Genomic DNA, 25,608 nt, shown 5'->3' with positions numbered 1-25,608 from the left:
TCATCGGCTCCCCAGCTTGACCAAATCCATCATGACAAACAAGCTCAGCCTCGACATCCCGGTGGTCCTGCCGGGCGTTCCTGACGCTGCGGACGCCTGCGTTGGGCGATTGATCGACGAGCTGCAAGGGCGCGCCGGCATCGACAAGGTGCATGTCCGCCCCGGCGAGGGCTCCTCGCCCGCCCAACTGTGCATCCACTACGACCCGGACGTGCTGCCTCTGGCGCGGATCCGCGAGATCACGCAAGCGGCCGGCGCGAAGATCACCGAGCGTTTCGGCCATGTCCAATGGCAGGTCGAAGGCATCGGTCACCAGCGGCGCGCGCAGACCGTCATCGACAGTCTGCGCACGCTGCCTGGGGTGCTCGAAGCGGCGGCGAGTGCCGCGGGGGTGGTACATGTGGAGTTCGACCGGGAACGTCTCACCGAGCAGTCGCTGACCAGCGCGCTGGCGAGGCTTGGAGTGACCGTCGTGGCTGGCATGGTCAAGACAGGCTCTGGAGACCACGCGGGCCATGGCGAACCAGGGCATCGGCACGAGACGGGAGAAGATCATGGCCAGGAACACGATCACCCGCACGGCCACGGGGGATGGCTGGGGCCCAACACGGAACTGATCTTCGCGCTGGCCTGCGGCGCGTTGCTGGGGATCGGTTTTGCCGTCGAGAAACTGCTGGGCGATGCACCCGGCTGGCTGCCGGTGGCCTGCTACATCCTGGCATACATCTTCGGCGGGTTCTACACGCTGCGCGAAGCGCTGGATAACCTGCGGCTCAAGCGCTTCGAGATCGATACGCTGATGCTCGTCGCCGCGGCTGGTGCAGCGGCGCTCGGCTCCTGGATGGAAGGGGCCCTTCTGTTATTCCTCTTCAGCCTCGGGCATGCGCTGGAACACTACGCCATGGGGCGCGCCAAGCGGGCGATCGAGGCCCTGGCGGCGCTGGCGCCCGACACCGCCATGGTCCGGCGCGATGGCCAGACCGTGGAGATCGCGGTGGAAGAACTGGTGGTTGGGGACATCGTGCAGGTTCGCCCGAACGAACGCCTGCCCGCCGATGGCTTCCTGGTGAATGGCTCCTCCAGCATCAACCAGGCGCCAGTCACCGGCGAGAGCATTCCCGTGGACAAGCGGCCAGTGCCCGATGCCGCCGCCGCGCGGATTCGTCCTGACACGGTGGATGCGGTTTCGCGCGCGTTCGCCGGCACGATCAACGGTGCGGGTGCGATCGAGATCGAGGTCACGCGCCGCTCCGGCGATTCGGCCTTGGCGCGCGTGGTCAGGATGGTGAGCGAGGCAGAGACGCGCAAGTCCCCGACGCAGCGCTTCACCGACAAGTTCGAGCGCATCTTCGTGCCGGCGATCCTCGCGCTCGTCGTGATACTGCTGTTTGCCTGGGTGGTCGTGGACGAGCCCTTCCGGGACAGCTTCTACCGCGCCATGGCCGTGCTGGTGGCTGCGAGCCCCTGCGCACTGGCCATCGCCACGCCCAGCGCCGTCCTGTCGGGCATCGCGCGTGCCGCTCGCGGTGGCGTGCTGATCAAAGGTGGCGCACCGCTGGAAGAGTTGGGCTCGCTCAGCGCGATGGCCTTTGACAAGACGGGCACGCTCACGGAAGGCCGGCCCCGGATCACGGACGTGGTGCCGATCGACGGCGTGACCGATGAGGAACTGCTCGCCGTGGCCGTCGCGGTCGAGTCCCTGAGCGACCATCCTTTGGCAGCCGCCATCGCCCGCGACGGGCGTGAGCGCCTGGGCGCCAAGCCGCCTCTCGTGGCGGCTGATCTCGAAAACCTCATCGGCCGCGGCGTCAGGGCCCGTGTGGACGGCGAAACCGTGTGGATCGGGAAAGCCGAGATGTTCGGCACCGATGGCGTCCCGCCCCTGAGCGGCGCAGCGCAAGCGGCCATCGATCGACTGCGCGAGGCCGGCCGCACCAGCATGGTGGTGCGCCGCGGCGAGCGCGATCTGGGGGCGATCGGGCTGCTGGATACGCCGCGCACAGGCGCGCGCCAGGCACTGCAGCAACTGCGCGGCCTGGGCATCACCCGAATGATCATGATCTCGGGTGACCACAAGAACGTCGCCCGGGCGGTGGCCGCCGAGGTGGGCCTGGACGAGGCCTGGGGCGACCTGATGCCCGAGGACAAGGTGCAGGCCATCCGCAAGCTGCGTGAGCAGACCAAAGTCGCGATGGTCGGCGACGGTGTCAACGACGCGCCCGCCATGGCCAACGCAACTGTCGGCATCGCCATGGGCGCCGCGGGATCGGACGTGGCGCTGGAGACCGCGGACGTCGCCCTCATGGCCGACGACCTGATGCATCTGCCCTTCGCCGTGGGGCTGAGCCGACACACCCGCGCGGTGATTCGGCAGAACGTGGTTGTCAGCCTTGGCATCGTCGCCGTGCTCGTGCCCGCGACGATCATGGGCCTGGGCATCGGTGTGGCGGTCGCCGTCCACGAGGGCTCCACCTTGCTGGTGGTCTTCAACGCACTTCGCCTGCTGGCGTATCGCACGCCCGCGGCGTCCCAGCGCGGTCACTGCACGATGCCAGGAGCGCGACGCCGTTCACCCGGAGATGGAGGCCTTGCGTAGATGACAAGAGCATGACACAGATGTCATCGTGGCGTGCGCCAAGTGTCGGGTCCGTTTCCTAGAGTCAGTTGCACATCCTGGTCGGGGTGACCGGTGCCACTGCCACTGTCTTTAGGAGACCTTCCATGCACATGCCTGCCCATCGTTCCTTCGTCGCAGCCGCGGGAGCGGCTCTGATGTTCCTGGCGCCTGCCGCCAAGGCCGCCGGCGCCTTCCATCCCGACACCAGCGAAGCGGGCGCCGTCTTCTTTCCCGACCATGTCAGCGTGAAGTCGCGCGAGCAGGTCAACGCCGAACTGGCCAGCGCCATGCAGCACCCCGCGTGGCAGACAGCCATCAGCCGTGGAGCGCCCTGGCCGGTCACCAAGACTGGGGCCGGGCTGACCCGCGAACAGGTCAACGCGGACCTCGACGCCGCCATGAAGCATCCCGCCTGGAACAGCGTCAGCCGCGGCGCACCGTGGCCCGTGCAGCGCCCGGCCCCGTCCACGTCGGCCGTCAAATAATCCGAGCGGGCGATCGACCGCGCGCCTGGGGCGCGTTCTCCGGCGCGCTCATGGTCCCGGCTGGAGGGGGAGATGTCGAGGCCATCGGCCTCGCGGGGGAATGGGCCTCGCGCAAGCTCAGGCCGACCCGCGTGATGCCGTCCTTGCTGCTCGCGAAGGTGGTGCCGCCGTGCATCCGCGCGATCGCCGCCACGATGGCCAGGCCCAGACCGTGATGGCTCGCCGAGCCGGCGCGTGACGGATCTGCGCGGTAGAACCGCTCGAATAGCCGTGGCAGGGCATCGGGGGCGATGGGGGGGCCGTGATTCTCCACGGTCAGGCGAACCTCGCCTTCGTGCCGCTCGATGCTCACCAGGATCTGCGAGCCGGGGGCCGCGTAGCGCTTGGCGTTGCTCACCAGGTTGGAGATCGCCCGCCTGAGCAGCCCCGTGTCCATCGGCAGCACGGCCTCGCCACGCACCGTCAGGCTCACGCGCGCATCCTCCAGGGAAGCTTCCTGAAACTCCGCGACGGCCCGGACCTGCTCGGCCAGGCTCTCGGGCGCGCCCCGGCGGGCCTGCGCGCCGCGATCGGCCTTCGACAGAAAGAGCATGTCGGTGACGATGGCGGTCAACCGTCGGGCTTCCTCCAGTTGTGATCCCAAGGTCTCCTTGAGTTCTGCCTCCGAGCGATCGTGGCGCAGTTCCACCTCCGCCTGCGCGATCAGGTTCGACAGGGGCGTACGCAACTCATGGGCGACGTCGGCGTTGAAGGCTTCGAGCTGGGCATAGGCGGCCTCCACACGGCCGAGCAATCCGTTGAACTGGGCGATCCAGGGGTGCAGCTCGCTCGCGTAGCCCGCAGGGTCGATGCGATGGCCAGGTTGGTCAGGGCCTGCGGCGCCGGTTTCGTCGGCCAGCTTTTTCAAGGGGCTCAGGCCACGCCGCACGAGCAGCGTGCCGGTCAGCGACACGAGCAGCGTGCCCAGGACGGCGGCGCCCACCAGCGTCCAGGCGAGTCGCTCCAAGAGCACCTTGTCGCTGCCGATGTCGAGGCTCATGCGCCCTTCGACGGGTTGGCCGTCGATCCGTGCGTCCCACAGCGTCAGCTTGCGGGTCTGCCAGGTGTCGCCTGCGGGGCGCATGCTGGATTCGTACAGCGGCTGCCCCGCCGCCCAGAGGGACACCGCCGCATCGGTGTGGGACTGGAAATAGTCGTCCAGCTTATGGCGCAGGGCGTTCGCGTTCAGGGGCTGGATGGTTTCCGTCACCACCCGCCGCACGATGTCGGCGTGTCGTGCGAACTCCTCCTCCTGCTTGAGCTGGAAGCTCCATCGGGTGGTGGCGTAGACGCCGGCGCACACCAGGCTCAGTCCCACCAGCGTCTGGATGGCGAACCAGCGCGAGAGCGAGGTCTGGATCGACATGTGCCGGCTCAGCGCGCGGCGCCGCGGTGCTCCATGACGTACCCCATGCCGCGGACGGTGTGCAGGAGCTTGTCCTCGAACGGATCGTCGATCTTGCTGCGAAGGCGCCGCACGGCCACTTCCACCACGTTCGTCTCGCTATCGAAGTTCATGCCCCAGACCTGGTCGGCCAGCACCGCCCGGGACAGGATCTGGCCCTGTCTGCGAAGGAGCAACGAAAGCAGGGCGAACTCCTTGGCCGTCAGGTCCAGGCGCTTGCCAGAGCGTGTGGCCCGGCGCGTGGTGAGATCCAGCTGTAGATCGGCCAGGGCATAGCGCGTGGCGTCCTGCATGGGGCTTCTTCGCAGCAGCGCACGCACGCGGGCCAACAGTTCCGTGAAGGCGAAGGGCTTGGACAGGTAGTCGTCGGCACCGCCCTCCAGGCCCCGCACGCGGTCCTCGACATCATCGCGTGCGGTGAGCATCAGCACCGGGACGGGGCTGGACTTGCGCAGCTCCTGCAGGACCTTGAAGCCGTCCAATCCCGGCAGCATGATGTCCAGGACGACGGCATCGTAGTTGCCGGTCTGCGCCAGCGCCAAGCCTTGGTTGCCATCGCGGGCCAGGTCCACGTTGAAGCCGCTTTCCACCAAGCCCTTGCGCAAATAGTCGCCCAGCTTTTCCTCGTCTTCGACCACTAGCAGGTGCATGGGAAGGAATGGTAGCCCGCGCGCCGATGGGCCCTGATTACATTCCTGTCATCACGGCAGCCGCCCCGTCGCCGCGAGTGGCAGCCGTCACTGGCCGCTGGCCGCGGCCGTGGAGTTCGCGCGCAGGCTGTTGAAGGCTTGCTGGGCCCGCCGGTAGGCTGGCCCGGCGGTGTCGAAAGGCACTTCGCCGTAGGCCATCTGCGACATGCCGGAAGCGACCCACGCCTCGGCTTCGGCCTGGACCTGGGCACGCGTCTTCTGGCTCACCGTCACGGTCGCGCGAGCCTCGCCTTCCGGATAGCCGGTGGCCGGCGCGGTTGCCATCCAGTCGCGCGTTTCGTGAGCCACATCGGCGCGCGACAGCTGCGAGGCCGTCGCAGCCGGTCGGGGATCGCCTTCGGCGTAGTTGCCGGCCAAAGCGGGGGAAGAAACGGCAGCCATGGCAAGGGCGATCAGGGCGAAGGGGGTGCGGGCAATTCGCATGAAAGGGTCCTTTCGGTTGAGTGTGAATCGAATGGCATCAACGTTTCTGATGCCACGTCCAGACTCTACGAAGACCAGCTCGCGAAAAGGCGCACGCCGAAATTACAAATACGTCATGCAGCGACCTTTCTATTTTTCAAACTGACGAACGCCGCTTGCCGCGGCGCTTCTCCACCGATGAGATACCTTCGCACTTGCGCGCGGCCTGACTACCTCACGCGCACATCCATGTGGGCTCAGGAGCTTGGCCGACTCGAGGAGGCTTATTGGCCCGAGGGTAGGGCACGGCGTCAAAGTCTTGCCCGAGGTCGCCCCCGCGTGGATGCAGAAAGCGGCCTCGGCATTTGGCGTGCTATGGCATCCTCGCCCCATTGTGGGTTACGAAAAGACTCCGGCCCATTGGCAATTGCCGCCAATGCCAATCGGCGCGACTTTGCCCGAGTGGTAACTGTTGATCCCGAGGTCTGACGCGGACAGGTTTCGCTCGACTTCTTGATGGGGCCAAGGACCTGGTGCACTATCAGGATATCTTCTGCATGGCGCCAACTGCCATGGCAAGGACTTGGTCCGCGTCGAACGGCCCGGTATCGGCCGCGTCGGTCCAGGCGACGAACTCGTCGGGCCGCACCAGGATCAGGCGGGCGTCGTAGCGTGCCCGCTCGTCTTCGGCCGTGTCCTCGACCACATCCAGCGGCACGCCGGCCGACCGCGCGGCCTCCCGCAGGGCATCCACCTTCTCCTGCTCCGCGCCGAAGGCCAGCAGGGTGAAGCGACCCTGGAGCCGCTGGTAGACGTTGGCGCCCGAAGACAGCCTCGCCGGCGCCAGGTGATGCCCGGGGCGGGCCTGGAAGGCGTGCGAGCCGACCGCGCTGCCGCCCGTCCCTCGGCCGTCGGGGCACGGCGCCACCACCGGCGAGCCTTCGTAGTTCGGCTCGAAGGCATGCACCTCGCCCACGGCGCTTTCGCTGCGCACGCGCCACGCTTGCTCGAAGGCGGGACGGTCGCGCCCGGGGTCGAACGCATGCAGGAACTGCCGGTCGGTCTCGATCGACCGGGCGATGAAGTCGCGCGCGGTCGATTCGAAGACCGGCCTGCGCTCGCTGTCGTACGAATCCAGCAGCGCCTCGCCGCCCCAGCCCTGCAGCACCGCGGCGAGCTTCCAGCCCAGGTTGCGCGCGTCCTCGAAGCCGGTGTTGACGCCATAGCCGCCGTAGGGCGGGTGGCTGTGCGCCGCGTCGCCGGCGACGAACACGCGCCCCGCCCGGTAGGTGTCGGCGACGGCGAAGCGCAGGTCCCAGAAGCCGATGTGCTCGAACTCGACCTCGAACTCCGCGCCCACGGCCTCGTGCAGGTAGCGGCGGAAGTCGAAGTTGTCGCGCGTGGTGCCCGGCGGGACGGGCGCATGGAAGAACCAGGTGCTGCCCAGGTCCACGCGCCCGAAGAACTTCCAGTAGCCGTCCAGTTGCGGCTGCAGCACGTTGTAGTAGGACTTGCCGGGGTAGCGCGCCAGCAGCTCGTGCAGCCCGCGCGAGCGGAACACCAGCAGCACCATCATCCGGTCATGGTCCGACAGCGTCTGCGTGATGCCGGCCTGCGTGCGCACCAGCGAGCGGCTGCCGTCGCAGCCCACCAGCCAGTCCGCGCGCAGCGTCCGCGCGGCCCCGCCGCCGCGCTCGGCCACGGTCAGCGTCACGTGGTCGCCCGCGGGCGCCACCGCCGTCGCCTCCCAACCATAGAGCACCCGCACCGAGGGCAGCTCGGCCACGCGCGCCCGCAGCACCGCCTCGGTGGCGTACTGCGGCAGCCGCTCGTTGGCGGTGAAGTAGTACGGGCGCACCAGGTCGCGCTGCAGCCAGTCGTAGTGGTAGGGGCCGAGCAGCGAGCCGTAGGCGGTCAGGCCGCCGATGCCGTACTCCGGCGGAATGGTGCGCGCCGCGCGCAGCGCCTGCTCCGCGCCCCAGAAATGGAAGTGCTCCATGGTCCGCTGCGTCAGGTTCTGACCCTTGGGGATGGGCTGCGGCTGGGGGTACCGCTCGACCAGCGTGCAGCGGATGCCGCGCTGCCCCAGCTCGATGGCCAGCCCCATGCCCACCGGCCCGCCGCCGACGATGGCGACCTGGCAGTCCTGGTCCCTCGAAATCTCCTGCTTCGACATGCTGCGTGCTCTCTCTTTTCCGTGGATCCGGAAATTAGGCACCAGGCCGATGCATCAGGCAAATTTAGCTATGACATGAACTGATAATGGCGCCATATGAATCTCTCGACGCGCCAGATCCGGGCCTTCCTGCACGTCGCCCGCGCCGGCAGCTTCACGCGCGCGGCCGAGCGGGTGCACATGACGCAGGCGGGCCTGAGCATCCTCGTGCGCGAGGTGGAGCGGCAGCTGGGCGCGCGCCTGTTCGACCGCACCACGCGCGCAGTGGTGCTGACCGAGGCGGGCCGGCGCTTCGCCGTCGTCGCCGAGTCCGTCCTGGCGCAGCTGGACGACGCCACGGCCGAGATGGACGCCATGGGCAAGCGCACGCGCCAGCAACTGCGCATCGCGGCCACGCCGCTGGTGTCGTCCCATCTGCTGCCGCACATGCTGGCGCGTTTCCGCGACGACCATCCCGGCATCCGGATCCAGCTGCTGGACGACAACCTGGGCGGCGTGCAGGAGGCGGTGGAGTCGGGCGCGGCCGACATCGGCCTGGGCTTCTTCTTCAAGGTCAGCGCCGGGCTGGTGCGCCGCCAGATCGCGCAGTTCCCGCTGATGCGGGTCTCGCCCGCCGGTGCGCCGCCCACGGCGCTGGGGCGCGCCAGTTGGGCCTCGCTGCGCTCGGCGCGCCTGATCACGCTGCCCGCGGACAACCCGATCCAGCGCGCCGTCGACCTGCACCTGCACAAGCTCGGCGTGGCGCAGGAAAGCAGCCAGCCGGTGAGCTTCATCGCCACCATGATCTCGATGGTGGAGGCGGGCTTCGGCGTGGCCGTCATGCCGACCTTCGCCGTGGCCGCCTGCCGGCGCCACAGCGTGCAGATCGACCTGCTGGGCAGCCCGCAGATGAAGCTGGGCTTCTACCGGATCGCGCGCCGCGGCGCGGCCCAGACCCAGGCGATGAAGGACTTCGACGAGGTGCTGTCGGAAGACCTGCCGCGGATGTCGCGCTGACGCCGTCCTGCGCATCCCATATGGAACTCATATGAATTCATGTGACTCCTGAATTTCTCTTTGTCCCTGCGTCGATGGCCTAATGCCACCGTTCGAGGCGCCATGCCTTGACACAGCGCAGACCACCTGCAGCCGGACGGGCCGGCGGAAGGAGACAAGAGGTGAGATTCGGAATGCTTCGTTGGATGTCCATCTTCGCGGCCGGCTGCGCCATGGCCGCGTCCGCCTGGGCCTGGCCGGACCGGCCGATCACGCTGGTCGTGCCCTACACGCCGGGCACGGGCATCGACCTGGTGGCGCGCCAGCTGTCGGCGCGCCTGCCGCAGGTGCTGGGCCAGCCGGTGGTCGTCGACAACGTGCCGGGCGCCAGCGGCAACATCGGCAGCGAGCGCGTGGCGCGCGCCGCGCCCGACGGCTACACGCTGCTGGTACAGGTCAGCACGCTGGTGATGAACAAGAGCCTGTACAAGTCGCTGCCCTACGACCCGGTCAACGACTTCGCGCCGGTGGCGCAGACCTCCTGGGGCACGCTGCTGCTGGTGCGCAACCCATCGGCGCAGAAGGCCGCCACCGTCCCGGCGCTGGTCGCCGAGGCCAAGGCCCGCCCCGGCGCGCTGACCTACGGCACGCCCGGCGTCGGCACGCCGCACCACCTGGCGATGGCGCTGCTGACGCAGAAGGCCGGCATCGAGATGCTGCACGTGCCCTTCAAGGGCACGGCCGGCGCCGTCACCGACCTGCTGGGCGGCCGCCTGGACTTCATGTTCCTGCCCGTCCACGTGGCGCTGCCGCACATCAGGGCGGGCAAGCTGCAGGCGCTGGCCGCGGGCAGCGACCAGCGCGTGCCGCAGCTGCCCGACGTGCCGACGCTGGCCGAGGCCGGCATCGACACCGGCAGCGTCGACATGTGGTACGGCGTGCTCGCGCCCAAGGGCACGCCGCCGGCGATCGTCGAGCGCCTGAACGGCGCGATCGCCGGCATCCTGCGCCAGCCGGACGTGGCGGCCGCCTTCGAGACGCAGGGCATGGTGCCCGCCGTCTCCAGCCCCGGCGACTTCGCCCGCCTGGTGGCCAAGGACGCCGCGCGCTGGGCCGAGGTGGTGAAGAAGGGCGGCATCACGGCCGACTAGGGCTGACTGGGCGCAAGCACGTTGGGAATCAGCGAGGACCGATCCCGTTCGGTTCAGGGGTGCGTGCGCGCGTGGACTTTCGACGAAGACCAAATGAAGGAGACATCCATGAGGGTTCGATTTACAGCGAGAGGGCGACTGCTCGCCATTGCACTGGGCGCCGGCCTTGCCGCAGGATGCGGCGGAGGAGGGGGAGGCCCGAGCGTGCTCCCGATTCCACCCGTGGCCGGCGGTGGCAATGAAGGAGGCAATGGAGAGGGCGGCGGCGGCGCCACGGGCGGCAACACGCCTCCTCCCGAGCCGCTGGCCTGCGCCGACCTCGCGTCTCGGTTCGAATCGGAACAGGACGCCGTGGTCATCGTCTCGGCCACCGACGTTGCGCAGGCGCAGGACTTGCCGGCGCACTGCGACGTTCGGGGAACCATCCGGGGCAATATCAAGTTTGCCGTGTTCATGCCAAAAGAATGGAATGGACGATTCCAGATGGTCGGCAACGGTGGCAAGGCGGGCTCGATCTCGTTCAGCGCGATGGAATCGGCATTGCGCCAGGGATACGCCACCTCGTCGACCGATACCGGACACGATGCATCCATCCGCTCGCAATCCGGCGCACGGTTTGGCTACGACGCGGAGTTCGGCCGAGACATGGAGATCGACTTTGGCTACCGGGCCGTGCACCTCACGGCGCTTGTCTCGAAGGAGATCGTCAACGCCCACTATCCCGAGAAGATCCAGTATTCGTACTGGAACGGGTGTTCGACCGGCGGGCGCCAAGGGCTCATGGAGGCGCAGCGATTCCCGGAGGACTTCGACGGCTATGCCGTGGGCGCGCCGGTCTACAACTACACGCGCCAACAGATGTCGGCGCCGGCGCTGCTGCAGCACCTGTACAAGAGCGGGATTGCGGGCGGCTCCGTCATCTCGCCGGCCAAACGGGACCTGATCGGGAACATCGTCTACAACGGCAACGGAGGGAACTACCCAGGGTGCGACGCGCTGGACGGCGTGAAGGATGGCCAGATCAGAAATCCTCTGCGTTGCAACTTCGACCCACTCGTGCACGTACCGATGTGCGGTCCCTCGGGCGGGGCGGACTGCCTCACCGCGGAAGAGCAGGCGGCGCTGGTCGGGGTGTACAAGGGGCGGCCGGACGTGAGCGTGCTGGCGCTGCCGGTGGGTTCCGAGAACACGCAAGGGGGGTGGCCCGACTGGCTCATCACCAACGGCACAAGAACCCCGCAACTGCACACGGTCATGGCGGATGCCTTCCAATACCTCCTGTTTGAACCGGATCGGCCGGACTTCGACTACCTGACGCAGTTCGACTGGAGCGCGGATCCCCATCGGATGGAAACGGCCAAGCAGACGTACAACGCCACCAATCCGGACTTGCGCAGGTTTGCGGAAGCGGGCAAGAAGATCATCATGTATCACGGATGGACCGATCCAGGCGTCAATCCCATGGGCACGCTGGAATACAGGGCGAACGTCGAGTCGGTGTTCGGCAGCCCCGCCGCGGTAGAGCGGTTCATGAAGCTGTACATGGTTCCCGGCATGGGCCACTGCAGCGGCGGACCGGGCCATGGCAGCGTCGACTGGGTGGCGCCGCTCAAGGATTGGGTGGAGCATGGCAAGGAGCCGCAGGCCATCGTCGGTTCCAAGCCGGGCACGCAAAGCACGCGGCCGCATTGTCCCTATCCGCAGGAGGCCGCCTACGACGGGCAGGGGAATGTCGATGACGCACAAAGCTACTCATGCGCTACGCCGGGGTGAGGCCCGCGCTGCGGCCTGACGAAGGCGCCAGCCACTCTTCCTGAGCTGTGCCGGTCACTCGGGATGCTCAGGCGGCGCGATCCCCAGGATCAGCGCCGCATCCAGCCCAGCCCGTCGCTGGTGCCGCCGGGCACCGCGCCGCGCGCCGGCCGGTACTCGCAGCCGACCCAGCCCTGCCAGCCGCACTGCGCGGCCACCTCGTCGATCACGTCGAACAGATAGGGGTAGTGCAGCTCGCCCACGTCGGGCTCGTGCCGCCCCGGCACGCCGGCGATCTGGAAGTGGCCGACGCGACCCGTCGTCAGGTACTGCCGGATCTTGGTCGCCACGTCGCCCTCGACGATCTGGCAGTGGTACAGGTCCATCTGGACCTTCAGGTTGGGCGCGCCGACGGCCTGCACGATGGCGTGCGCCTCGTCCTGGCGGTTGAGGAAGAAGCCGGGGATGTCGCGCGTGTTGATCGGCTCGATCAGCACCTCGCGGCCGGCCTGCGCGGCCATCTCGGCGGCGCGGCGTAGGTTGTCGATGTACAGCGGGCGCAGTTCGTCGCGCGTGCGGCCCTCGGGCACCAGGCCGGCCATCAGGTGGATGCGCGGGCAATCGAGCGCCTGGGCATAGTCCAGCGCCTTGGCCACCGCGTCGCGGAAATCGGTTTCGCGGCCCGGCAGGCAGGCCAGGCCGCGCTCGCCGGCGGCCCAGTCGCCGGGCGGGGTGTTGAAGAGCACCTGCTCGAGGCCGTGGTCGCGCAGCCGCGCGGCGAGGTCGGCGGGCGCATGCTCGTAGGGGAAGAGGTACTCCACCGCCTCGAAGCCGTCGGCCGCGGCGGCGGCGAAGCGGTCGAGGAAGGGCAGCTCGGTGTAGAGCATCGAGAGGTTGGCGGCGAAGCGGGGCATGGCGGCGTGTCGCGGGAAGAAAAGAGCAAAGGGCGCTACCAGCGCGCCCCGAAGACCGTGCGCAGCTCGGCGATCCTGGCTTCGTCGAGCACCGCGCAGCGGCGGCCGGAGAGCAGCCACAGCTTGGCGGTCTCTTCCAGCTCCTCCAGTACGGTCATGGCCGCGGCAGGCGTGTCATGCCACACGTTGGGGCCCAGGCGCTCCAGCATCACCGCCCTCAGCGGCGCACCTGCCGCGCCGTAGCGCTCGATGGCTTGTGCCACCGCCTCGGCCGCATCGGGTGCGCCGGGGCGACGATAGGGAATTAGCGGTACGTGCCCGACCTTCATCACGAAGTAGGGCGTGATTGGCGGCAGCAGCTCGTTGCCTTCGGGCTGCAGGCTCAACGCCACGCAGTGTGTGCTGTGAGTATGGATGACGCAGGCGATGTTGGCTTCGTAGGCGCGCGCGGCGGCATAGATGCGCGTGTGCAGCGCGATGGTCTTGCTCGCGCGGTCGCCGTCGAGTTGCCGGCCCTGTGCGTCCAGTCGCGCCAGGCGCGCCGGGTCCAGGAAGCCCAGGCAGGCATCGGTGGGGGTGATGAGGAAGCCGGCGTCGCCGGGCAGGCGCACGCTGATGTTGCCCGCGCTGGCATGCGCGTAGCCGCGCTGGAACAGGCTCGCGCCGATGCGGCAGATCTCCTCGCGCGCGTGTGCCTCGTTCATGGCAGTGCCTCGAAGGCGCGGGTGAAGAAGTCATCGCCGCCGAAGTTGCCGGACTTCAGGGCGACATGCAGGCCGCCGTCCGCGGCGGCCCCGCTGCGGGCATGGCACCAGGGCACGCCGGGATCGATCTGCGGACCGATCTGCAGCTGGGCGATGCCCAGCGCCTGCACGCAGGCGCCCGCCGTTTCGCCGCCGGCCACCACCAGTTGGCGCACGCCGCGCTCGACCAGGCCGCGTGCGACCGCCGCGATCGTGCGCTCCACCATGGCGCCGGCCTCTTCCACGCCGAGCCGTTCCTGCACCGCCTTCGTGACGTTCGCTTCGGCCGTGGAATAGACCAGCACGGGCCCTTGTGCCATGCGCGACGCGGCCCATGCGAGCGCCTCGGCCGCCACGTCCACGCCGGCGGCGATGCGAAGCGGGTCGATCGGCAGCGCCGCGCCGCCGCGGCGCACGAAGTCCGCCACCTGCCGGTTGGTGGCCAGCGAGCAGCTGCCCGAGACCACCGCGCGCAGTCCGCCGGCCGGTGGCAGCGCACTGGCGCGGGCCGAAGGCGCAAGACCGAAGTTGGCCGGCAGGGCGATGGCCAGCCCCGAGCCCGCCGTCACCAGCGGCAGCGCAGCCAGCGCGGGGCCGGTGCGCAGCAGATCATCATTCGACAGCGCGTCGACGATGGCGATGCCCACGCCCTCCGACTGCAGCTGCGCGATGCGCGCCGCGACCGCATCGGCGCCGCGCGCCACCACCGCGTGGTCGATCAGACCGACCTTGCGTGTGCATTGGGCCTGCAGCACGCGCACCAGGCTGGAATCGGTCATCGGCGTGAGCGGATGGTTCTGCATTCCGCTCTCGTTGAGCAGCACGTCCCCGACGAACAGGTAGCCCTTGAAAATCGTGCGCCCGTTGTCCGGGAAGGCCGGCGTGGCGACCGTGAAGCCACAGTCCAGCGCATCCATCAGCGCCTCGGCGACGGGGCCGATGTTGCCGTGCGGCGTGCTGTCGAAGGTGGAGCAGTACTTGAAGTAGATCCGCGGCGCGACCCCGCCGCGACCCTGGCCCTGCAGCCAGCGCAGCGCAGCGAGCGACTGCGCGACGGCCTCGGGTGCCGGGATGGTGCGCGACTTGAGTGCCACCACGACGGCATCCACCTCGGCGTCCAGCGGGGCTTCCGGCACGCCGATCGTCTGCACCACGCGCATGCCGGCGCGCACCAGATTGTTGGCCAGGTCGGTCGCCCCGGTGAAATCGTCGGCAATGCAGCCGAGAAGCAGGTTGGCCATGGTCTTGTCGTCAGCCTTTCAGCGGCAGCTTCACCGCTTGCGGATTCTCCTGCACGTACTGGCGCAGGACGGTGTCGAAGTCCGGGTCGGCGGCCAGTCCCAGGCTCGCGGCACGCCGGGCGTGGATGCGGCTGGGCCAGCCCGTGACGATCCTTGCCACGCCGGGGTCGGGCGACCAGTCGATCAACGCGGTCGCCTGCGCTCCGGCGATGCGCTCCAGCGCCTGGGCCATCTCCCGCACCGTGGTGGTCAACGCCGGCAGGTTGACCGCCGTGCGCGCGCCCCACTCGGCCGCGCCGGCAGTGGCCGCGCGCAGGATGCCTGCCACCGTGTTGCCGGGCGATGCCAGCGCGACGGCCGTGTCGGGAGGCACCGGGCAGCGCGCCCGCTCACCGGCCAGCGGCTCGCGCAGCATGCCGGACAGGAAGCTGGAAGCCGCCCCGTTGGGCCGGCCGGGCCGTACGCTCACCGTCATCAGCCGCACGCTGCGGCCCTGCACGAAGCCCTTGCGCGTGTAGTCGGCCACCAGCTGCTCGCCGACGAACTTCTGGATGCCGTAGCTGTTCTGCGGCGTCGGTAGCGTGCGGTCGTCCACCACTGCGGGCAGTGGCTGTTCCGGCGAATCGCCGAACACGGCCACCGAACTGGAGAAGACGAACACGGGTGCATGGCCGGCGCGGCGGCAGCCTTCGAGCAGGGCGCGCGTGGTGTCGAGGTTGCTGCGCATGCCGAGATCGAAGTCGGCCTCGCATTCGCCGCTGACGGCGGCCGCGAGGTGGAACACGAGCTGGACCTCGGCCAGCGGCAGCGCGCCGGACGCGGCCTGGTCGAGCAGATCGCCCTGGAGGACGCGGATGCGCGCGTCGGCCTGCAGGTCGGCCGGCGGTGGCGCGCGGTCGGCCAGCAGGATGTGTTCGACGGGCTGTGCAGGTGCGCCGGCCAGCGGCAGGCTGGCCTGTTGCAGGAGGGTCCGTGCGAGGCGGGCGCCCAGGAAGCCGCAGCCGCCGGTGATGAGGACGTTCATGACGAGGCGTCGGTGAGGGTAGGGCGGGCAGCCGGCAGGTCGATGCCGGGGAAGATCTTGATCACGGCGCTGTCGTCCTCGCGGGCGAAGCCGGCGCTGGAGGCCTGCATGAACATCTGGTGCGCCGTCGACGACAGGGGCAGCGGGAACTTGCTGGCCCGCGCCATGTCGAGCACCAGCCCCAGGTCCTTGACGAAGATGTCCACCGCCGACAGCGGCGTGTAGTCGCCGGCGAGCACGTGGGCCATGCGGTTCTCGAACATCCAGCTGTTGCCGGCGCTGTGGGTGATGACCTCGTACAGCGCGGCCGCATCGACGCCCTCGCGCAAGCCCAGTGCCATGGCCTCGGCCGCCGCGGCGATGTGCACGCCGGCCAGGAGCTGATTGATGATCTTGACCTTGCTGCCGGCGCCGGCCCGGTCGCCCAGACGGTACACCTTGGCGGCCATGGCGTCGAGCACACCGCCGGCTTTCTCGTAAGCGGCCGGCGCGCCGGCCGTCATCATCGTCATCTGACCACTGGCCGCCCTGGCCGCACCGCCCGAGATGGGTGCGTCGAGGTAGAGGATGCCGTGCTCGGCCAGCCTCGCTTCCAGAGCCGTCGACCAGGAAGGATCGACCGTTGAGCACATCACGAACACGCTGCCGGGCGACATCGCTGCGGCAGCGCCGTGCTTGCCGAACAACACGGCTTCCGTCTGCTCGGCATTGACCACCACCGAGACCAGCACGTCGCAGCCGGCCGCCGTTTCGGCCGGTGTGGCGCAGGCGAGGCCGCCTTCGGCGGCGAAGTCCTGCGCGCGCCCCGGCTGCGCGTCGCACACGCGCAATTCGTGGCCCTGCCTGCGCAATGTGGTGGCGATACCGGCGCCCATGGCGCCAAGTCCGATCAGGCCGATGGTGGGTTGAAGCATGGGATGTCTCCGGTGGTTGACGCAAGGCGCCGCACGATGCCGAAGGAGCACGGCGCCCTTCAAGCCCGCAACGGCCGGCTGCTTTGCTACAGGTCGAGCACCAGCTCGGGGGAGCAGGCGCGCGAGCAGCAGATCATCATGGTCTTGTTGGAGGCTTTCTCCGCCTCCGTCAGTACGTCGTCCCGGTGGTCGGGGCTGCCCTGCAGGACCTTGACTTCGCACGAGCCGCAGATGCCCTGTTGGCAGGAGTAGGGCGCATCGACTCCGGCGGCCAGCAGCGCGTCGACGATCGTCTGGTCTGCGGCCACCGGCAGCACCTGGCCGCTGCGCGCCAGTCGAACGACGAACTCCTGCCCTCCGGCGGTGGGTTCGGCCCCGAACCTCTCGAAGTGCACCTGCTCGGGCGGCAGCGATGTGGTGGCCGCCAGGAAGGCATCGAGCATCGACGCCGGCCCGCAGCAGTAGAAGTGGGTGCCGGCCGGTTGCTGCATGACGATGTCCTCGATGGAAAGCCGGCATCCCGCCGTCGAGGAGGCGTGGAGGCGGATCCGGTCGCCCAGGTCCTGCAGTGCGCGCTTGAAGGCGGCATCCTCGGGGGCCCGCACCGCATAGTGCAGCGTCCAGTCGAGTCCGCGGGCCGCCAGGAGGCGCGCCATGGGAAGCAGCGCTGTGATGCCGATACCGCCCGCGATCAGCACAGTACGGCCGTTGGCCGCGACGAGCGGAAAGTTGTCCCGCGGAGCGCCGATGCGCAGCAGGCTGCCGATGCGCAACGAGTCGGTCATGAACGCGGACCCGCCTCGGCTGGCCGGCTTGCGCTTGACGGCGACCTGATAGCTGTCTGCCGTGGCTGACGCGACCGAATACTGGCGCACGAGCCCGTTGGGAAGATGCACGTCCACATGCGCGCCGGGCGGGCAAGAGGGCAGTTCGCCCGAAGTCGATTGCAGCTCGCAGGAAACCACGCCAGGCGCCTCCTCGCGCAGCGCCACGACCCTTACGTCGAACAAGCGCTCGCCGCTCATTCGAAGAAGTTTCCCGCCTTGACCGAGACCATTGCGCCGTCCTGGCCCGCGCCCTCGGGGGTGCCACCCTCCTGGACCACGCGGATCTGGCGGGCCAGCATCCGGCGCAGCATCACCAGGCCCTTGTCGCTGGTGGCGAGATGCTCGTCGCTGTGTGCGGGGATGCTCCCCTGGGTGGATTGCGCCTCGTAGTCGCCCGGGAAGCGCTTGTGCTCGTCTTCCGTCATCTCCCACCAGGTCTTGCCTTCGAAGACCGCCATGCGCGAGCGCCGTGAATAGAGTGGGTCTTCGCTCTTGAGCACCCGCGCCACACCGAAGGTGCGGTGGTGATGGCTGTCCACCGGCACCAGCCAGGCCACCTCGCGGCCCTGGCCGGGCGCCAGCTCGATGGACGGGACGATGCGCACGTTGGGAAGCAGTGTCTGCGTGATCCGCGTCAGGGTGCCTTCCTTGGTCTGGCGCACTGACCGGTACATGACACCGTGGTCGCACTGCTCCCATTCCACGGCGGGCATGGCCGCCATCTGCTCGCGGAACTGCACGCCGCTGAAGCGCGAATGCAGGATGACCACGTGGAAGGGATCCATCACATTCTCGAAGTTCTGGAGCCAGCTGTACGGGGCCACAGGCTTGTCCTGGGAGACGCCTCCGCCGATGTAGAAGCTCTTGTCCTCCTGCTGCAGTTCCTCGTCCGCCCCCAGGTCCTCGAGCACGTCGTACTGCGGCAGGGGGGGCATCGCGTCAAGCGGCCCCATATAGGCGAAGACGAGGCCATAGCGTTCCTGCACCGGATACCAAGGCTGGCGGCACTTGTCGCGGTGCTGCCCCCCGCCGGGCTCGCAGGGCTGCTCCACGCAACTGCCGTCGACCGCAAAGAGCCAGCCGTGGTAGCAGCAGCGGATGCCTTCGTTCTCGACCTTGCCGTAGTACAGCGAGGTGCCGCGATGAGCGCAGTGCTCGTGCAGCAGGCCAGCTTTCCCCTGGCCGTCCCTGAACAAGATCAGGTTCTCGCCCAGGATGCGCACCCGCGCGGGGTCCGTCGTGACCTTGGACGAAACGCCCACGGGATGCCAATAGCGCCGCATGAACTCGCCGCAGGGCGTGCCGGGCTCGACCTGTGTCAGGAAGTCATCGGACCGGCCAGGCGGCTTGCCGTAGCCGCCGCCCTGCTGGCGTTTGCCGACAAAGCGGATGGGCTGCGTGGTGGAAGTATCTTGCTCGTTCATCGGGTTGTCTCGCGGGAGTTGGCAAGGCTCGAACGTGAGCCCTATTAATTGCATTATGCAAGTAATATCAACCCGTCGCAAGACGCTGCCGGCCGGTCTACTCGGCGCGGGTGGGCTCGGACACGCCCGCGCTCAGCGCCTGCACTTGCGCATCGATGCGGTCCAGCATGCTCTCGAGCAGCCGGATCTCCTGCGCAGTGAGGCCTGCGCGGACGAATTTCTCGTTGGCGATTGCGCCTTGCTCGATTTCCTCGTAGAGCGCGCGCCCGGCGCTGGTCAATTCCAGGCGGGCGCGCCGTCTGTCCGAAGGGTCGGGTGTACGCGTGATTAGGCCGCGCTTGACCAGCAGGTCGATGGCGCGGACGACGCGGAACGGGTCGGACGATGTCCGCTCCCCCAATTCGCCCGCCGAAAGAGGGCCGAAGCGCGCGATGACGGCCAGCGAACGCCATGCAGGCATGGGCAGGTCATGGGCGGCCACGTAGCGGGCGGCCATCACGGTGCCGATGCGGGACGCAATCAGACCGAATCGGTAGGAGATCCAGTGTTCGAGGGCGAACTTCTTCTTGGTGGCCATGGATGCGAGAGGTCTGCGGCAGGGGCTGCTGCGTCCCGAGCATAGCCGTCATGCCCACTTCTCCTTGATTTGCAACCTTTCGATCCTAGGGAAATCGCCTAGCCGAAGGAGGTCTCCCTTTGTCGGTGGCCCTTGTGAGGCGAAATAAATACTTGCATAATGCAATCGTTACATCGTCGATCCATGGGTCTGGATGTACGTGCAGATGAGAACGCACTGGCCGCCACGGGCCAAGGAGACACACGATGAAAAACAGGATGCGCTTGGCGCTGCCGCTGCTTCCGCTGGCCATGACCTCGCCGGTCCACGCGCAGGACGACTGGCCCAGCCGGCCGGTCCGGCTCGTCATCCCGTTCCCGCCGGGTGGCTCGACCGATGCGCAGGGGCGGCTGTTGGCGCAAAAGCTTTCCGAGGTATGGGGCCAGCCGGTGGTCGTCGACAACCGGCCGGGTGCCGGCGCCGTGCTGGCGACCAACGTGGTCGCCAAGGCCCCGCCGGATGGCTACACGCTAGGCATCGCCGTGTCGTCCCATGCGATCAATCCGACGCTGAGGTCGAACCTGCCCTACGACACGCTGAAGGATCTCCAGCCGGTGTCGGAGGTGGGTGTGCAGCACATCATCCTGGATGCCAACCCGTCGCTGCCGGCGGGCAATCTCGCGGAGTTGCTGGAGCTCGCCCGGCGGCAGCCCGGGCGTCTGAGCTATGCGAGCCCGGGAAGCGGCACCGCGCACCACCTGGTGATGGAGCTTCTGAAGGTCAAGGCGGGCGTGAACATCGTCCACGTGCCGTACCGCGGGGGCGCGCCGGCACAACAGGACGTGATGGGCGGGCAGGTGCCGCTGCTGATGGACACCTACTACGCCAGCGCCGGCCTCATCAAGGCTGGGAAGCTCAAGCCCATCGCCCTGTTCAGTCCCTCGCGCCCGGCCAGCGTGCCCGACATCCCGGTGGTCGCCGAGACTGTTCCTGGCGTGTCGGCCCAGAGCAGCGTCGGCGTGATTGCGCCGGCGGGCACGCCGGCGGCCATCGTGCAGAAGATCAGTGCGGACATCGCACGCGCGGCGCACACGCCGGAATTTGCGCACAAGCTGCTCGAAATGGGATTGGATCCCGTCGGCTCCAGCCCCCAGGAATACGACCAGCGCATCCGTGCCGACATCTTGAAGTGGGCCCCTGTCATCCAGGCGTCTGGGGCCAAGGCCGACTGATGTCTGTGGTGCGTCCGGCTTCTTCAGATCCATCTTCGCGAAACCCAATAGCTACTTCATACCGCCATGCTGAGCAAAGAAAACAATGACGTCCTGACCCGCACCGGCCAGGGGACACCGATGGGCAAGCTGATGCGCTCCTTCTGGACGCCGGCCATGCTCGAGCGCGAGATCCCCGCCGCGGACGAACCGCCGGTTCGCCTCGCCCTTCTGGGCGAGTCGCTGGTGGTGTTCCGCGACACCGAGGGCCGCATCGGCGTGCTGGACGAGCATTGCCCGCACCGAGGCGCCAGCCTCTTCTTCGGCCGCAACGAGGCGGGGGGCGTACGCTGCGTCTATCACGGCTGGAAGTTCTCGGTGGAGGGCAAGTGCCTCGACATGCCCACCGAGCCCGCAGGCAGTCCGATGTGCTCGAAAGTCCGGGCGACGGCCTACCCAGCGCGCTTGGCCGGCGGCGTGCTGTGGGTGTACATGGGCGAGGGCGACGCGCCGCCGCTGCCCGACTTCGAGTGGCTGGGCCTGCCGGACGATCACATCTATGCCTCGCGTTGGGAGCAGGACTGCAACTATGCCCAGGCGATGGAGGGCGAACTGGACAGCGCGCACGTGGGCTTCCTGCACAGCCTCGTCAACAAGACCGAAGGTGATGCCCAAGCGTTGACCGGGCAATACTTCCACGACGACAAGGCACCGGTCTGGAAGATCCTGCCGACGCCGGCCGGCTTCATGGCCTGCAACGGACGCAGGACCGCCGAGGGGCAGCGTTACTGGCGCCTGAACCAGTTCCTGATGCCGTTCTACACCATGATCCCCCCGCATCCGGACGACGCCCATCTGGTGCGCATGTGGGTGCCCATGACGGACGAGCGCTGCTGGGTGATCTGCGTGACGTTTCGCCCGGACCGCAGGCTGGGCGATAAGGAACTGGCGGCATGGTGCAACGGCGACGTCGCGCACCGCAAGGTCGTGCCAGGCACCACGCGCCCGACGGAACGCCTGGACAACAACTACCTGATCGATCGCCAGTTGCAGAAGACCGTGTCGTTCACGGGCATCGCAGGGGTGCGCGCCCAGGACGCGATGGTGTGCGAGACGGCAGGTGCGATCGTGGATCGCACGCGTGAGAACCTCGGCAGCAGCGACCGCGCCGTGGTCGCCATGCGCAGGACGCTGATCGATGCGGCCCTCGCATGCGAAGACCGCGGCACGCGGCCGGAGGCCTCGCTCATGCCGCATCTCTATCGCGTTCGGGCCACGCAGACCGTCCTGCCGGAGGATCTCGATCCCGACAAGGCCGAGGCGCTCATGAGCACGGCCCGCCCCATGGAAGCCCCTGCCGTTCAGGCGTAAGGGCCTGTCCGATCCCAGACCAACGTCCGTCAAGGAGACACCGTATGATCCCGACCATCGCCGGGCTGGCGCGCCGCGCCCGCTTCGCCCTCCAACTGCCGAAGTTCGGCAGCCAGGTCCTACCCGCGCTGCTGGCATCAGCGCTTCTGGCTGCGGCTGCGCAGCGCGCCGCGGCGGCCGAACCGGCGTTTCCTCAGGGACCGATCAGCATCATCGTTCCCTTCGCCGCCGGTGGCAGCCTCGATGCGACCGCCCGCGTGCTGGGCAAGAAGGTCAATGAGCTCCTGGGGCAGCCGGTGGTGATCGTCAACCGCCCGGGTGCCGGCAGCGCCGTCGGAGCGCGCGCCGCAGCCACGGCCAAGCCGGACGGCTACACGCTGTTCATCGCCTCCGGCTCGGCGTTCGGCTTCGTCCATCTGCTCGTTCGTAACCACGAGTTCAGCCTGAAGGACTACGCGCCCATCGCGGGCCTGGGCATCTACACCTCCCTGTTCGCCGTCAGCGACAAGACCCCGGCCAAGACATTGCCCGAACTCGTGGCATTGGCGAACAGCAGGCCTGGAGGACTGAGCATCTGCTCCACGGGCGCCAACGGCATCAACCACCTTCAACTGGAGATGTTCAGGTTCGCCTTCCAGAAGAACCATCCCGGCCAGAAGCTGAACATCACGCATGTTCCCTACAACGGAGTGGCACCGGCGCTGACCGCGATCAAGGCCGGCGATGTCGACGCCTGCGTCTTGCCCTACAGCTCGCTGGTCAAGCAGATGGATGGTGCAGGGCTGCGGGTGATCGCCGTGCAGCGGCCCACGCGGCTGCCGCTCTTGCCCAGCGCTGGAACGACGGGCGAGCAGGGTTACCCGGAGCTCGACGGAAACGAACAGCTGGTGACGATCTCCGCGCCGGCAGGAACTCCCGCACCCGTATTGCAGCGCCTCGAAGCCGCCTTCCGGGATGCGATGAACGATCCGGCCATCATGAAGAGTCTCAACGATCTGGAGGTGCAGCCCAGGTTCGTCGGCTCGGTCGAAGCGCGCAAGTGGCTTGAAGGTGATGTGAAGAAGCTCAGCGGCGTGATCCGGGAGGCAGGCCTTGGGACCAACCCGTGAGCAAGGAAGCCCTTTCGGTTGCGGCGCTGGCTGTTCAACGACCAATCCCGAGTTCGCTCGCCTGGGATGAAAGGTTCGTGCTCGGAGAAGAGAGCATGGACTTGATGCATCGCGAGTTCGTTCGGTGCGTCGATGCGCTGCTGTCGTCGGACACTGGGGCGCTGGATGCCGCCCTGGCCGCTTTCGAGCGCCATGTGCGCTCGCACTTTGCTGAGGAGGAAGAGACGATGCGCGTCTCGCGGTACGACTCGGCACGCTGCCACGTCGAAGAGCATGCTGCCGTGTTGGAAAGCCTGCGCGAAGTCAAGATTGCGTTTGGCCAGGGGCGCGCCGATGTGGTTCGTGCCTTCGCGATTGCGCTGGCCGACTGGTTTCCAGGCCACACGCGCGTGATGGACCAAGGGCTTGCCACTTGGCTTGCCCGACAGCGCTGGGGCGGGGCGCCGGTCCTCATCTCGAAGCTCGGACTGCGTGCAGGCGCCCCAATTCAGGGCTACGCATGAACTGGGGCAGGGAGCGCGAAATTCTTTGAACCTTGTGATGAATATGCCCATGATAGATCCCAAGAACTTCGGAACCGTTGCCTGCATCGGTGTGGGCCTGGTCGGTTGCGCGTGGGCCGTGGTTTTCGCCCGGGCCGGATTCGCTGTCAACATCCATGACGCCGATGCCGCCGTCCTGGAGGCAGCGCCAGGCCGGATACGGCTGCAGTTGGACGCGCTGTCCGACCAGGGGCTGGTCGACGAACCCCCGTCCGTCGTCGCCGGAAGAGTCCGGGTTGTGGCCTCGCTGGAGGAGGCGGTGCGCAATGCCGTCTACGTCCAGGAGTCAATTCTGGAGAAGGCGGATCTGAAGCGCGCTTTGCTTGAGCAACTCGAGCCGTTGGACGACGGCAGGCGGATCATCGGTAGTTCTACCTCGGGAATCCCGGCCTCCGCGTTTGCATCTGGGCTGCGCATCAGCGACCGCGTCCTCGTGGTGCACCCGGTCAATCCGCCGTCGTTGATCCCGCTGGTCGAGCTGGTTCCCTCGCCCGATACCGGTGCGGATGCTCTGAATTTCGCCCGCGAGCTGATGCTGGCATGCGACCAGAGTCCGATCACGGTGAGACGCGAGATCGATGGCTTCGTCCTCAATCGCCTCCAGGCCGTGCTGCTCAGGGAGGCCTGGGCACTGGTCAAGGATGGGATCGCCTCGGTGGAGGACATCGACAAGACCGTACGCGACGGGTTGGGATGGCGCTGGTCCTTCATGGGACCGTTCGAGACCATCGACCTCAATGCGGTGGGCGGCGTCGCCGACTATGCCCGGCGATTGGGGCCGCTCTACCAGCGCATCGCCGCGTCGAGGGACCATTCGGACAGCTGGGATGCCGAATTGATCGCCGAGGTCGAGGCACAGCGCCGGAAGCTGCTGCCCCAGGCGCAACTGCGGGAAAGGTCTCACTGGCGCGACCTGCGCCTCATGGCGTTCGCGCTGCACGCAAGGTCCGGGCGGGAATAGGCGGAGAAGCCGCCGGCATTTCGGCGTGGAAAGGAAAGGCTATGGAACTCGACAGAAGAAACATGCTTCGGGCATGGGCGATCGGCGTTGGCTTGTCGGCGTTGTCCGGGGTCGTGGCGGCTCAGCCCGTCGCCCCGCCTGCATCGCCGCGGCCGCAGCCTTTGCCCCCCGATCCGCGGGTCGGGCAGCGGACCTACCGTTTCGGTCCCACCGGGGAGGACTTGCCCTACGCGGTGTTCGTTTCCAGCAAGGTCAGGAAAGACAAGCCGGCGCCTTTGATCATCGCGCTGCATGGACTGAACGGGAACCACAACACCCTCATGCGCGGCGCGCTGCTCGACCTGGCCGAGAAGGGCGGCTATGTCGTGGTTGCGCCCATGGGATACAACCCGCGGGGCTGGTATGGCATCCCCGGCGAGTACAGCCCCCGCGCAGGCCTTGGCCGCACCCCCGATCCTGCAGCGGCCCACGATCCCCCGAACCTGAGGGCGTTGAGTGAGCAGGACGTCATGAACGTGCTGGCCCTGGCGAAGCAGGAGTTCCGGACGGACCCGGCGCGCACGTTCCTAGTCGGTCATTCCATGGGAGGCGCCGGCGCGCTCTACCTCGCATCCAAATATCCCAAGCAGTGGAACGCCGTTGCGGCCATCGCGCCGGCGACCCGACGAATGGTCCCCCGGATGCAGGAAGTTCTCTCCAAGATCACCGTGCCTGTGATGATCACGCAGGGCGTGGTCGATCAAGCGGTTCCCGTCGACATGACTAGGACGTGGATTGATGCCATGGAAGAGCGAAAGATGATCTTTCGCTACGAGGAGATTCAGGACGCGGATCACCGCACGGTCATCGACAGAAGCATGCTTGGCGTTTTCGCCTTCCTCGAGAGGCCCGACAAGCCTTGACGCCGAGAGTGCGACTGGACGCAAGATGGCGCCGAGGGATTCGCGTACAGCCCTGGCTGGAAATCGAGGCGACGCACTGTCGGCGACGCCGGGGTTTGTCTTAGCAGAAGAGTGGGTTGCCATGACGCAGTCGTTGCTGCCCAAGGACGTGCCTGAA

23 protein-coding genes are annotated in these 25,608 nt (G+C 67.9%); 11 read left to right on the top strand and 12 right to left on the bottom strand.

All coding sequences use genetic code 11. The features are described 5' to 3' along the window. Positions 1-31 precede the first annotated feature (31 nt). The gene (locus tag RXV79_RS06400; RefSeq protein ID WP_294371833.1) at positions 32-2,596 is read left to right on the top strand and encodes a heavy metal translocating P-type ATPase; all 2,565 of its coding nucleotides are present in this window, start codon (positions 32-34) and stop codon (positions 2,594-2,596) included. Positions 2,597-2,721: 125 nt separating this feature from the next. Continuing rightward, positions 2,722-3,102: a DUF4148 domain-containing protein gene (locus tag RXV79_RS06395; protein ID WP_294371613.1), complete on the top strand. Its 381-nt coding sequence runs from the start codon at positions 2,722-2,724 to the stop codon at positions 3,100-3,102. Here the strand turns inward: RXV79_RS06395 and RXV79_RS06390 are convergent. The 4 genes from RXV79_RS06390 to RXV79_RS06375 form a co-directional block, all read right to left on the bottom strand. Then, positions 3,095-4,507, bottom strand: coding sequence for a heavy metal sensor histidine kinase (locus RXV79_RS06390; RefSeq protein ID WP_294371612.1), 1,413 nt, complete (start codon positions 4,505-4,507; stop codon positions 3,095-3,097). The genes RXV79_RS06395 and RXV79_RS06390 overlap by 8 nt on opposite strands. Before the next feature lie 8 nt (positions 4,508-4,515). After that, positions 4,516-5,196 (bottom strand): heavy metal response regulator transcription factor, encoded by a 681-nt coding sequence (locus RXV79_RS06385; protein WP_294371609.1) that lies wholly within the window; start codon positions 5,194-5,196, stop codon positions 4,516-4,518. An 87-nt stretch (positions 5,197-5,283) separates the two neighbouring features. Next, positions 5,284-5,679: a hypothetical protein gene (locus RXV79_RS06380; protein ID WP_304304819.1), complete on the bottom strand. Its 396-nt coding sequence runs from the start codon at positions 5,677-5,679 to the stop codon at positions 5,284-5,286. Positions 5,680-6,199: 520 nt separating this feature from the next. Then, positions 6,200-7,834, bottom strand: coding sequence for an FAD-dependent monooxygenase (locus RXV79_RS06375; protein ID WP_294371604.1), 1,635 nt, complete (start codon positions 7,832-7,834; stop codon positions 6,200-6,202). 96 nt (positions 7,835-7,930) lie between these two features. Here RXV79_RS06375 and RXV79_RS06370 point away from each other — a divergent pair, with 96 nt between their 5' ends. From RXV79_RS06370 to RXV79_RS06360, 3 genes are all read left to right on the top strand, one after another. Then, positions 7,931-8,830 carry a LysR family transcriptional regulator gene (locus tag RXV79_RS06370; RefSeq protein WP_294371601.1) on the top strand — a complete coding sequence of 300 codons (900 nt, stop codon included), beginning with the start codon at positions 7,931-7,933 and terminating at the stop codon, positions 8,828-8,830. Positions 8,831-9,015: 185 nt separating this feature from the next. Continuing rightward, on the top strand, positions 9,016-9,960 hold the full coding sequence (locus RXV79_RS06365; protein ID WP_294371598.1) for a tripartite tricarboxylate transporter substrate binding protein: 945 nt from the start codon (positions 9,016-9,018) through the stop codon (positions 9,958-9,960). 204 nt (positions 9,961-10,164) lie between these two features. Beyond that, positions 10,165-11,733 (top strand): tannase/feruloyl esterase family alpha/beta hydrolase, encoded by a 1,569-nt coding sequence (locus RXV79_RS06360; RefSeq protein WP_316702592.1) that lies wholly within the window; start codon positions 10,165-10,167, stop codon positions 11,731-11,733. Positions 11,734-11,822: 89 nt separating this feature from the next. Here the strand turns inward: RXV79_RS06360 and otnI are convergent, their stop codons facing one another. The 8 genes from otnI to RXV79_RS06320 form a co-directional block, all read right to left on the bottom strand. Further along, a complete protein-coding gene (gene otnI, locus RXV79_RS06355; RefSeq protein WP_294371594.1) occupies positions 11,823-12,626 on the bottom strand; it encodes a 2-oxo-tetronate isomerase in 804 nt (267 codons plus the stop codon). Positions 12,627-12,661: 35 nt separating this feature from the next. Further along, positions 12,662-13,330: a class II aldolase/adducin family protein gene (locus RXV79_RS06350; protein ID WP_294371592.1), complete on the bottom strand. Its 669-nt coding sequence runs from the start codon at positions 13,328-13,330 to the stop codon at positions 12,662-12,664. Then, on the bottom strand, positions 13,327-14,610 hold the full coding sequence (gene otnK / locus RXV79_RS06345; protein ID WP_294371590.1) for a 3-oxo-tetronate kinase: 1,284 nt from the start codon (positions 14,608-14,610) through the stop codon (positions 13,327-13,329). The genes RXV79_RS06350 and otnK overlap by 4 nt, the downstream gene beginning before the upstream one ends. 10 nt (positions 14,611-14,620) lie before the next feature. Beyond that, complete coding sequence (denD, locus tag RXV79_RS06340; RefSeq protein ID WP_294371588.1) at positions 14,621-15,634, bottom strand: D-erythronate dehydrogenase; 1,014 nt, start codon at positions 15,632-15,634, stop codon at positions 14,621-14,623. After that, positions 15,631-16,548, bottom strand: a complete 918-nt coding sequence (gene ltnD / locus RXV79_RS06335; protein WP_294371585.1) for an L-threonate dehydrogenase — start codon at positions 16,546-16,548, stop codon at positions 15,631-15,633. The genes denD and ltnD overlap by 4 nt, the downstream gene beginning before the upstream one ends. A gap of 86 nt (positions 16,549-16,634) precedes the next feature. Further along, entirely contained in the window at positions 16,635-17,573 is a 939-nt protein-coding gene (locus tag RXV79_RS06330; RefSeq protein ID WP_294371582.1) for a PDR/VanB family oxidoreductase, read from the bottom strand. After that, positions 17,570-18,799: an aromatic ring-hydroxylating dioxygenase subunit alpha gene (locus RXV79_RS06325; RefSeq protein ID WP_294371579.1), complete on the bottom strand. Its 1,230-nt coding sequence runs from the start codon at positions 18,797-18,799 to the stop codon at positions 17,570-17,572. The genes RXV79_RS06330 and RXV79_RS06325 overlap by 4 nt, the downstream gene beginning before the upstream one ends. A 97-nt stretch (positions 18,800-18,896) precedes the next feature. Further along, positions 18,897-19,376 (bottom strand): MarR family winged helix-turn-helix transcriptional regulator, encoded by a 480-nt coding sequence (locus tag RXV79_RS06320; RefSeq protein ID WP_294371576.1) that lies wholly within the window; start codon positions 19,374-19,376, stop codon positions 18,897-18,899. Between the two features lie 245 nt (positions 19,377-19,621). Between RXV79_RS06320 and RXV79_RS06315 the strand changes: the two genes are divergently transcribed. The 6 genes from RXV79_RS06315 (at position 19,622) to RXV79_RS06290 (ending at position 25,451) form a co-directional block, all read left to right on the top strand. Further along, positions 19,622-20,587 (top strand): tripartite tricarboxylate transporter substrate binding protein, encoded by a 966-nt coding sequence (locus RXV79_RS06315; protein ID WP_294371573.1) that lies wholly within the window; start codon positions 19,622-19,624, stop codon positions 20,585-20,587. Between the two features lie 66 nt (positions 20,588-20,653). Continuing rightward, positions 20,654-21,937, top strand: a complete 1,284-nt coding sequence (locus tag RXV79_RS06310; protein ID WP_304304430.1) for a Rieske 2Fe-2S domain-containing protein — start codon at positions 20,654-20,656, stop codon at positions 21,935-21,937. 44 nt (positions 21,938-21,981) lie between these two features. Next, positions 21,982-23,046: a tripartite tricarboxylate transporter substrate binding protein gene (locus RXV79_RS06305; protein ID WP_277849205.1), complete on the top strand. Its 1,065-nt coding sequence runs from the start codon at positions 21,982-21,984 to the stop codon at positions 23,044-23,046. Then, a complete protein-coding gene (locus RXV79_RS06300; RefSeq protein WP_277849204.1) occupies positions 23,043-23,549 on the top strand; it encodes a bacteriohemerythrin in 507 nt (168 codons plus the stop codon). The genes RXV79_RS06305 and RXV79_RS06300 overlap by 4 nt, the downstream gene beginning before the upstream one ends. Before the next feature lie 49 nt (positions 23,550-23,598). After that, positions 23,599-24,549: a 3-hydroxyacyl-CoA dehydrogenase gene (locus RXV79_RS06295; RefSeq protein WP_277849203.1), complete on the top strand. Its 951-nt coding sequence runs from the start codon at positions 23,599-23,601 to the stop codon at positions 24,547-24,549. A gap of 41 nt (positions 24,550-24,590) precedes the next feature. Next, complete coding sequence (locus RXV79_RS06290; protein ID WP_277849202.1) at positions 24,591-25,451, top strand: carboxylesterase family protein; 861 nt, start codon at positions 24,591-24,593, stop codon at positions 25,449-25,451. The last annotated feature ends 157 nt before the right edge of the window (positions 25,452-25,608 follow it).

Source organism: Piscinibacter gummiphilus (genome assembly GCF_032681285.1).
GTDB lineage: Bacteria > Pseudomonadota > Gammaproteobacteria > Burkholderiales > Burkholderiaceae_C > Rhizobacter > Rhizobacter gummiphilus_A.
Note: the sequence above shows the minus strand (reverse complement) of the source record. Positions and strands in the feature narration are given on the sequence as shown.

What these genes read in the sequence shown, in the direction of transcription:
- otnI (WP_294371594.1), bottom strand. Translation starts at nt 12,626, where the DNA reads ATGCCCCGCTTCGCCGCCAACCTCTCGATGCTCTACACCGAGCTGCCC.
- RXV79_RS06385 (WP_294371609.1), bottom strand. Translation starts at nt 5,196, where the DNA reads ATGCACCTGCTAGTGGTCGAAGACGAGGAAAAGCTGGGCGACTATTTG.
- RXV79_RS06375 (WP_294371604.1), bottom strand. Translation starts at nt 7,834, where the DNA reads ATGTCGAAGCAGGAGATTTCGAGGGACCAGGACTGCCAGGTCGCCATC.
- otnK (WP_294371590.1), bottom strand. Translation starts at nt 14,610, where the DNA reads ATGGCCAACCTGCTTCTCGGCTGCATTGCCGACGATTTCACCGGGGCG.
- RXV79_RS06370 (WP_294371601.1), top strand. Translation starts at nt 7,931, where the DNA reads ATGAATCTCTCGACGCGCCAGATCCGGGCCTTCCTGCACGTCGCCCGC.
- RXV79_RS06290 (WP_277849202.1), top strand. Translation starts at nt 24,591, where the DNA reads ATGGAACTCGACAGAAGAAACATGCTTCGGGCATGGGCGATCGGCGTT.
- RXV79_RS06390 (WP_294371612.1), bottom strand. Translation starts at nt 4,507, where the DNA reads ATGTCGATCCAGACCTCGCTCTCGCGCTGGTTCGCCATCCAGACGCTG.
- RXV79_RS06380 (WP_304304819.1), bottom strand. Translation starts at nt 5,679, where the DNA reads ATGCGAATTGCCCGCACCCCCTTCGCCCTGATCGCCCTTGCCATGGCT.
- RXV79_RS06365 (WP_294371598.1), top strand. Translation starts at nt 9,016, where the DNA reads ATGTCCATCTTCGCGGCCGGCTGCGCCATGGCCGCGTCCGCCTGGGCC.
- RXV79_RS06305 (WP_277849205.1), top strand. Translation starts at nt 21,982, where the DNA reads ATGATCCCGACCATCGCCGGGCTGGCGCGCCGCGCCCGCTTCGCCCTC.
- RXV79_RS06395 (WP_294371613.1), top strand. Translation starts at nt 2,722, where the DNA reads ATGCACATGCCTGCCCATCGTTCCTTCGTCGCAGCCGCGGGAGCGGCT.
- RXV79_RS06330 (WP_294371582.1), bottom strand. Translation starts at nt 17,573, where the DNA reads ATGAGCGGCGAGCGCTTGTTCGACGTAAGGGTCGTGGCGCTGCGCGAG.
- RXV79_RS06400 (WP_294371833.1), top strand. Translation starts at nt 32, where the DNA reads ATGACAAACAAGCTCAGCCTCGACATCCCGGTGGTCCTGCCGGGCGTT.
- RXV79_RS06325 (WP_294371579.1), bottom strand. Translation starts at nt 18,799, where the DNA reads ATGAACGAGCAAGATACTTCCACCACGCAGCCCATCCGCTTTGTCGGC.
- RXV79_RS06315 (WP_294371573.1), top strand. Translation starts at nt 19,622, where the DNA reads ATGAAAAACAGGATGCGCTTGGCGCTGCCGCTGCTTCCGCTGGCCATG.
- RXV79_RS06295 (WP_277849203.1), top strand. Translation starts at nt 23,599, where the DNA reads ATGATAGATCCCAAGAACTTCGGAACCGTTGCCTGCATCGGTGTGGGC.
- denD (WP_294371588.1), bottom strand. Translation starts at nt 15,634, where the DNA reads ATGAACGTCCTCATCACCGGCGGCTGCGGCTTCCTGGGCGCCCGCCTC.
- RXV79_RS06320 (WP_294371576.1), bottom strand. Translation starts at nt 19,376, where the DNA reads ATGGCCACCAAGAAGAAGTTCGCCCTCGAACACTGGATCTCCTACCGA.
- RXV79_RS06310 (WP_304304430.1), top strand. Translation starts at nt 20,654, where the DNA reads ATGCTGAGCAAAGAAAACAATGACGTCCTGACCCGCACCGGCCAGGGG.
- ltnD (WP_294371585.1), bottom strand. Translation starts at nt 16,548, where the DNA reads ATGCTTCAACCCACCATCGGCCTGATCGGACTTGGCGCCATGGGCGCC.
- RXV79_RS06350 (WP_294371592.1), bottom strand. Translation starts at nt 13,330, where the DNA reads ATGAACGAGGCACACGCGCGCGAGGAGATCTGCCGCATCGGCGCGAGC.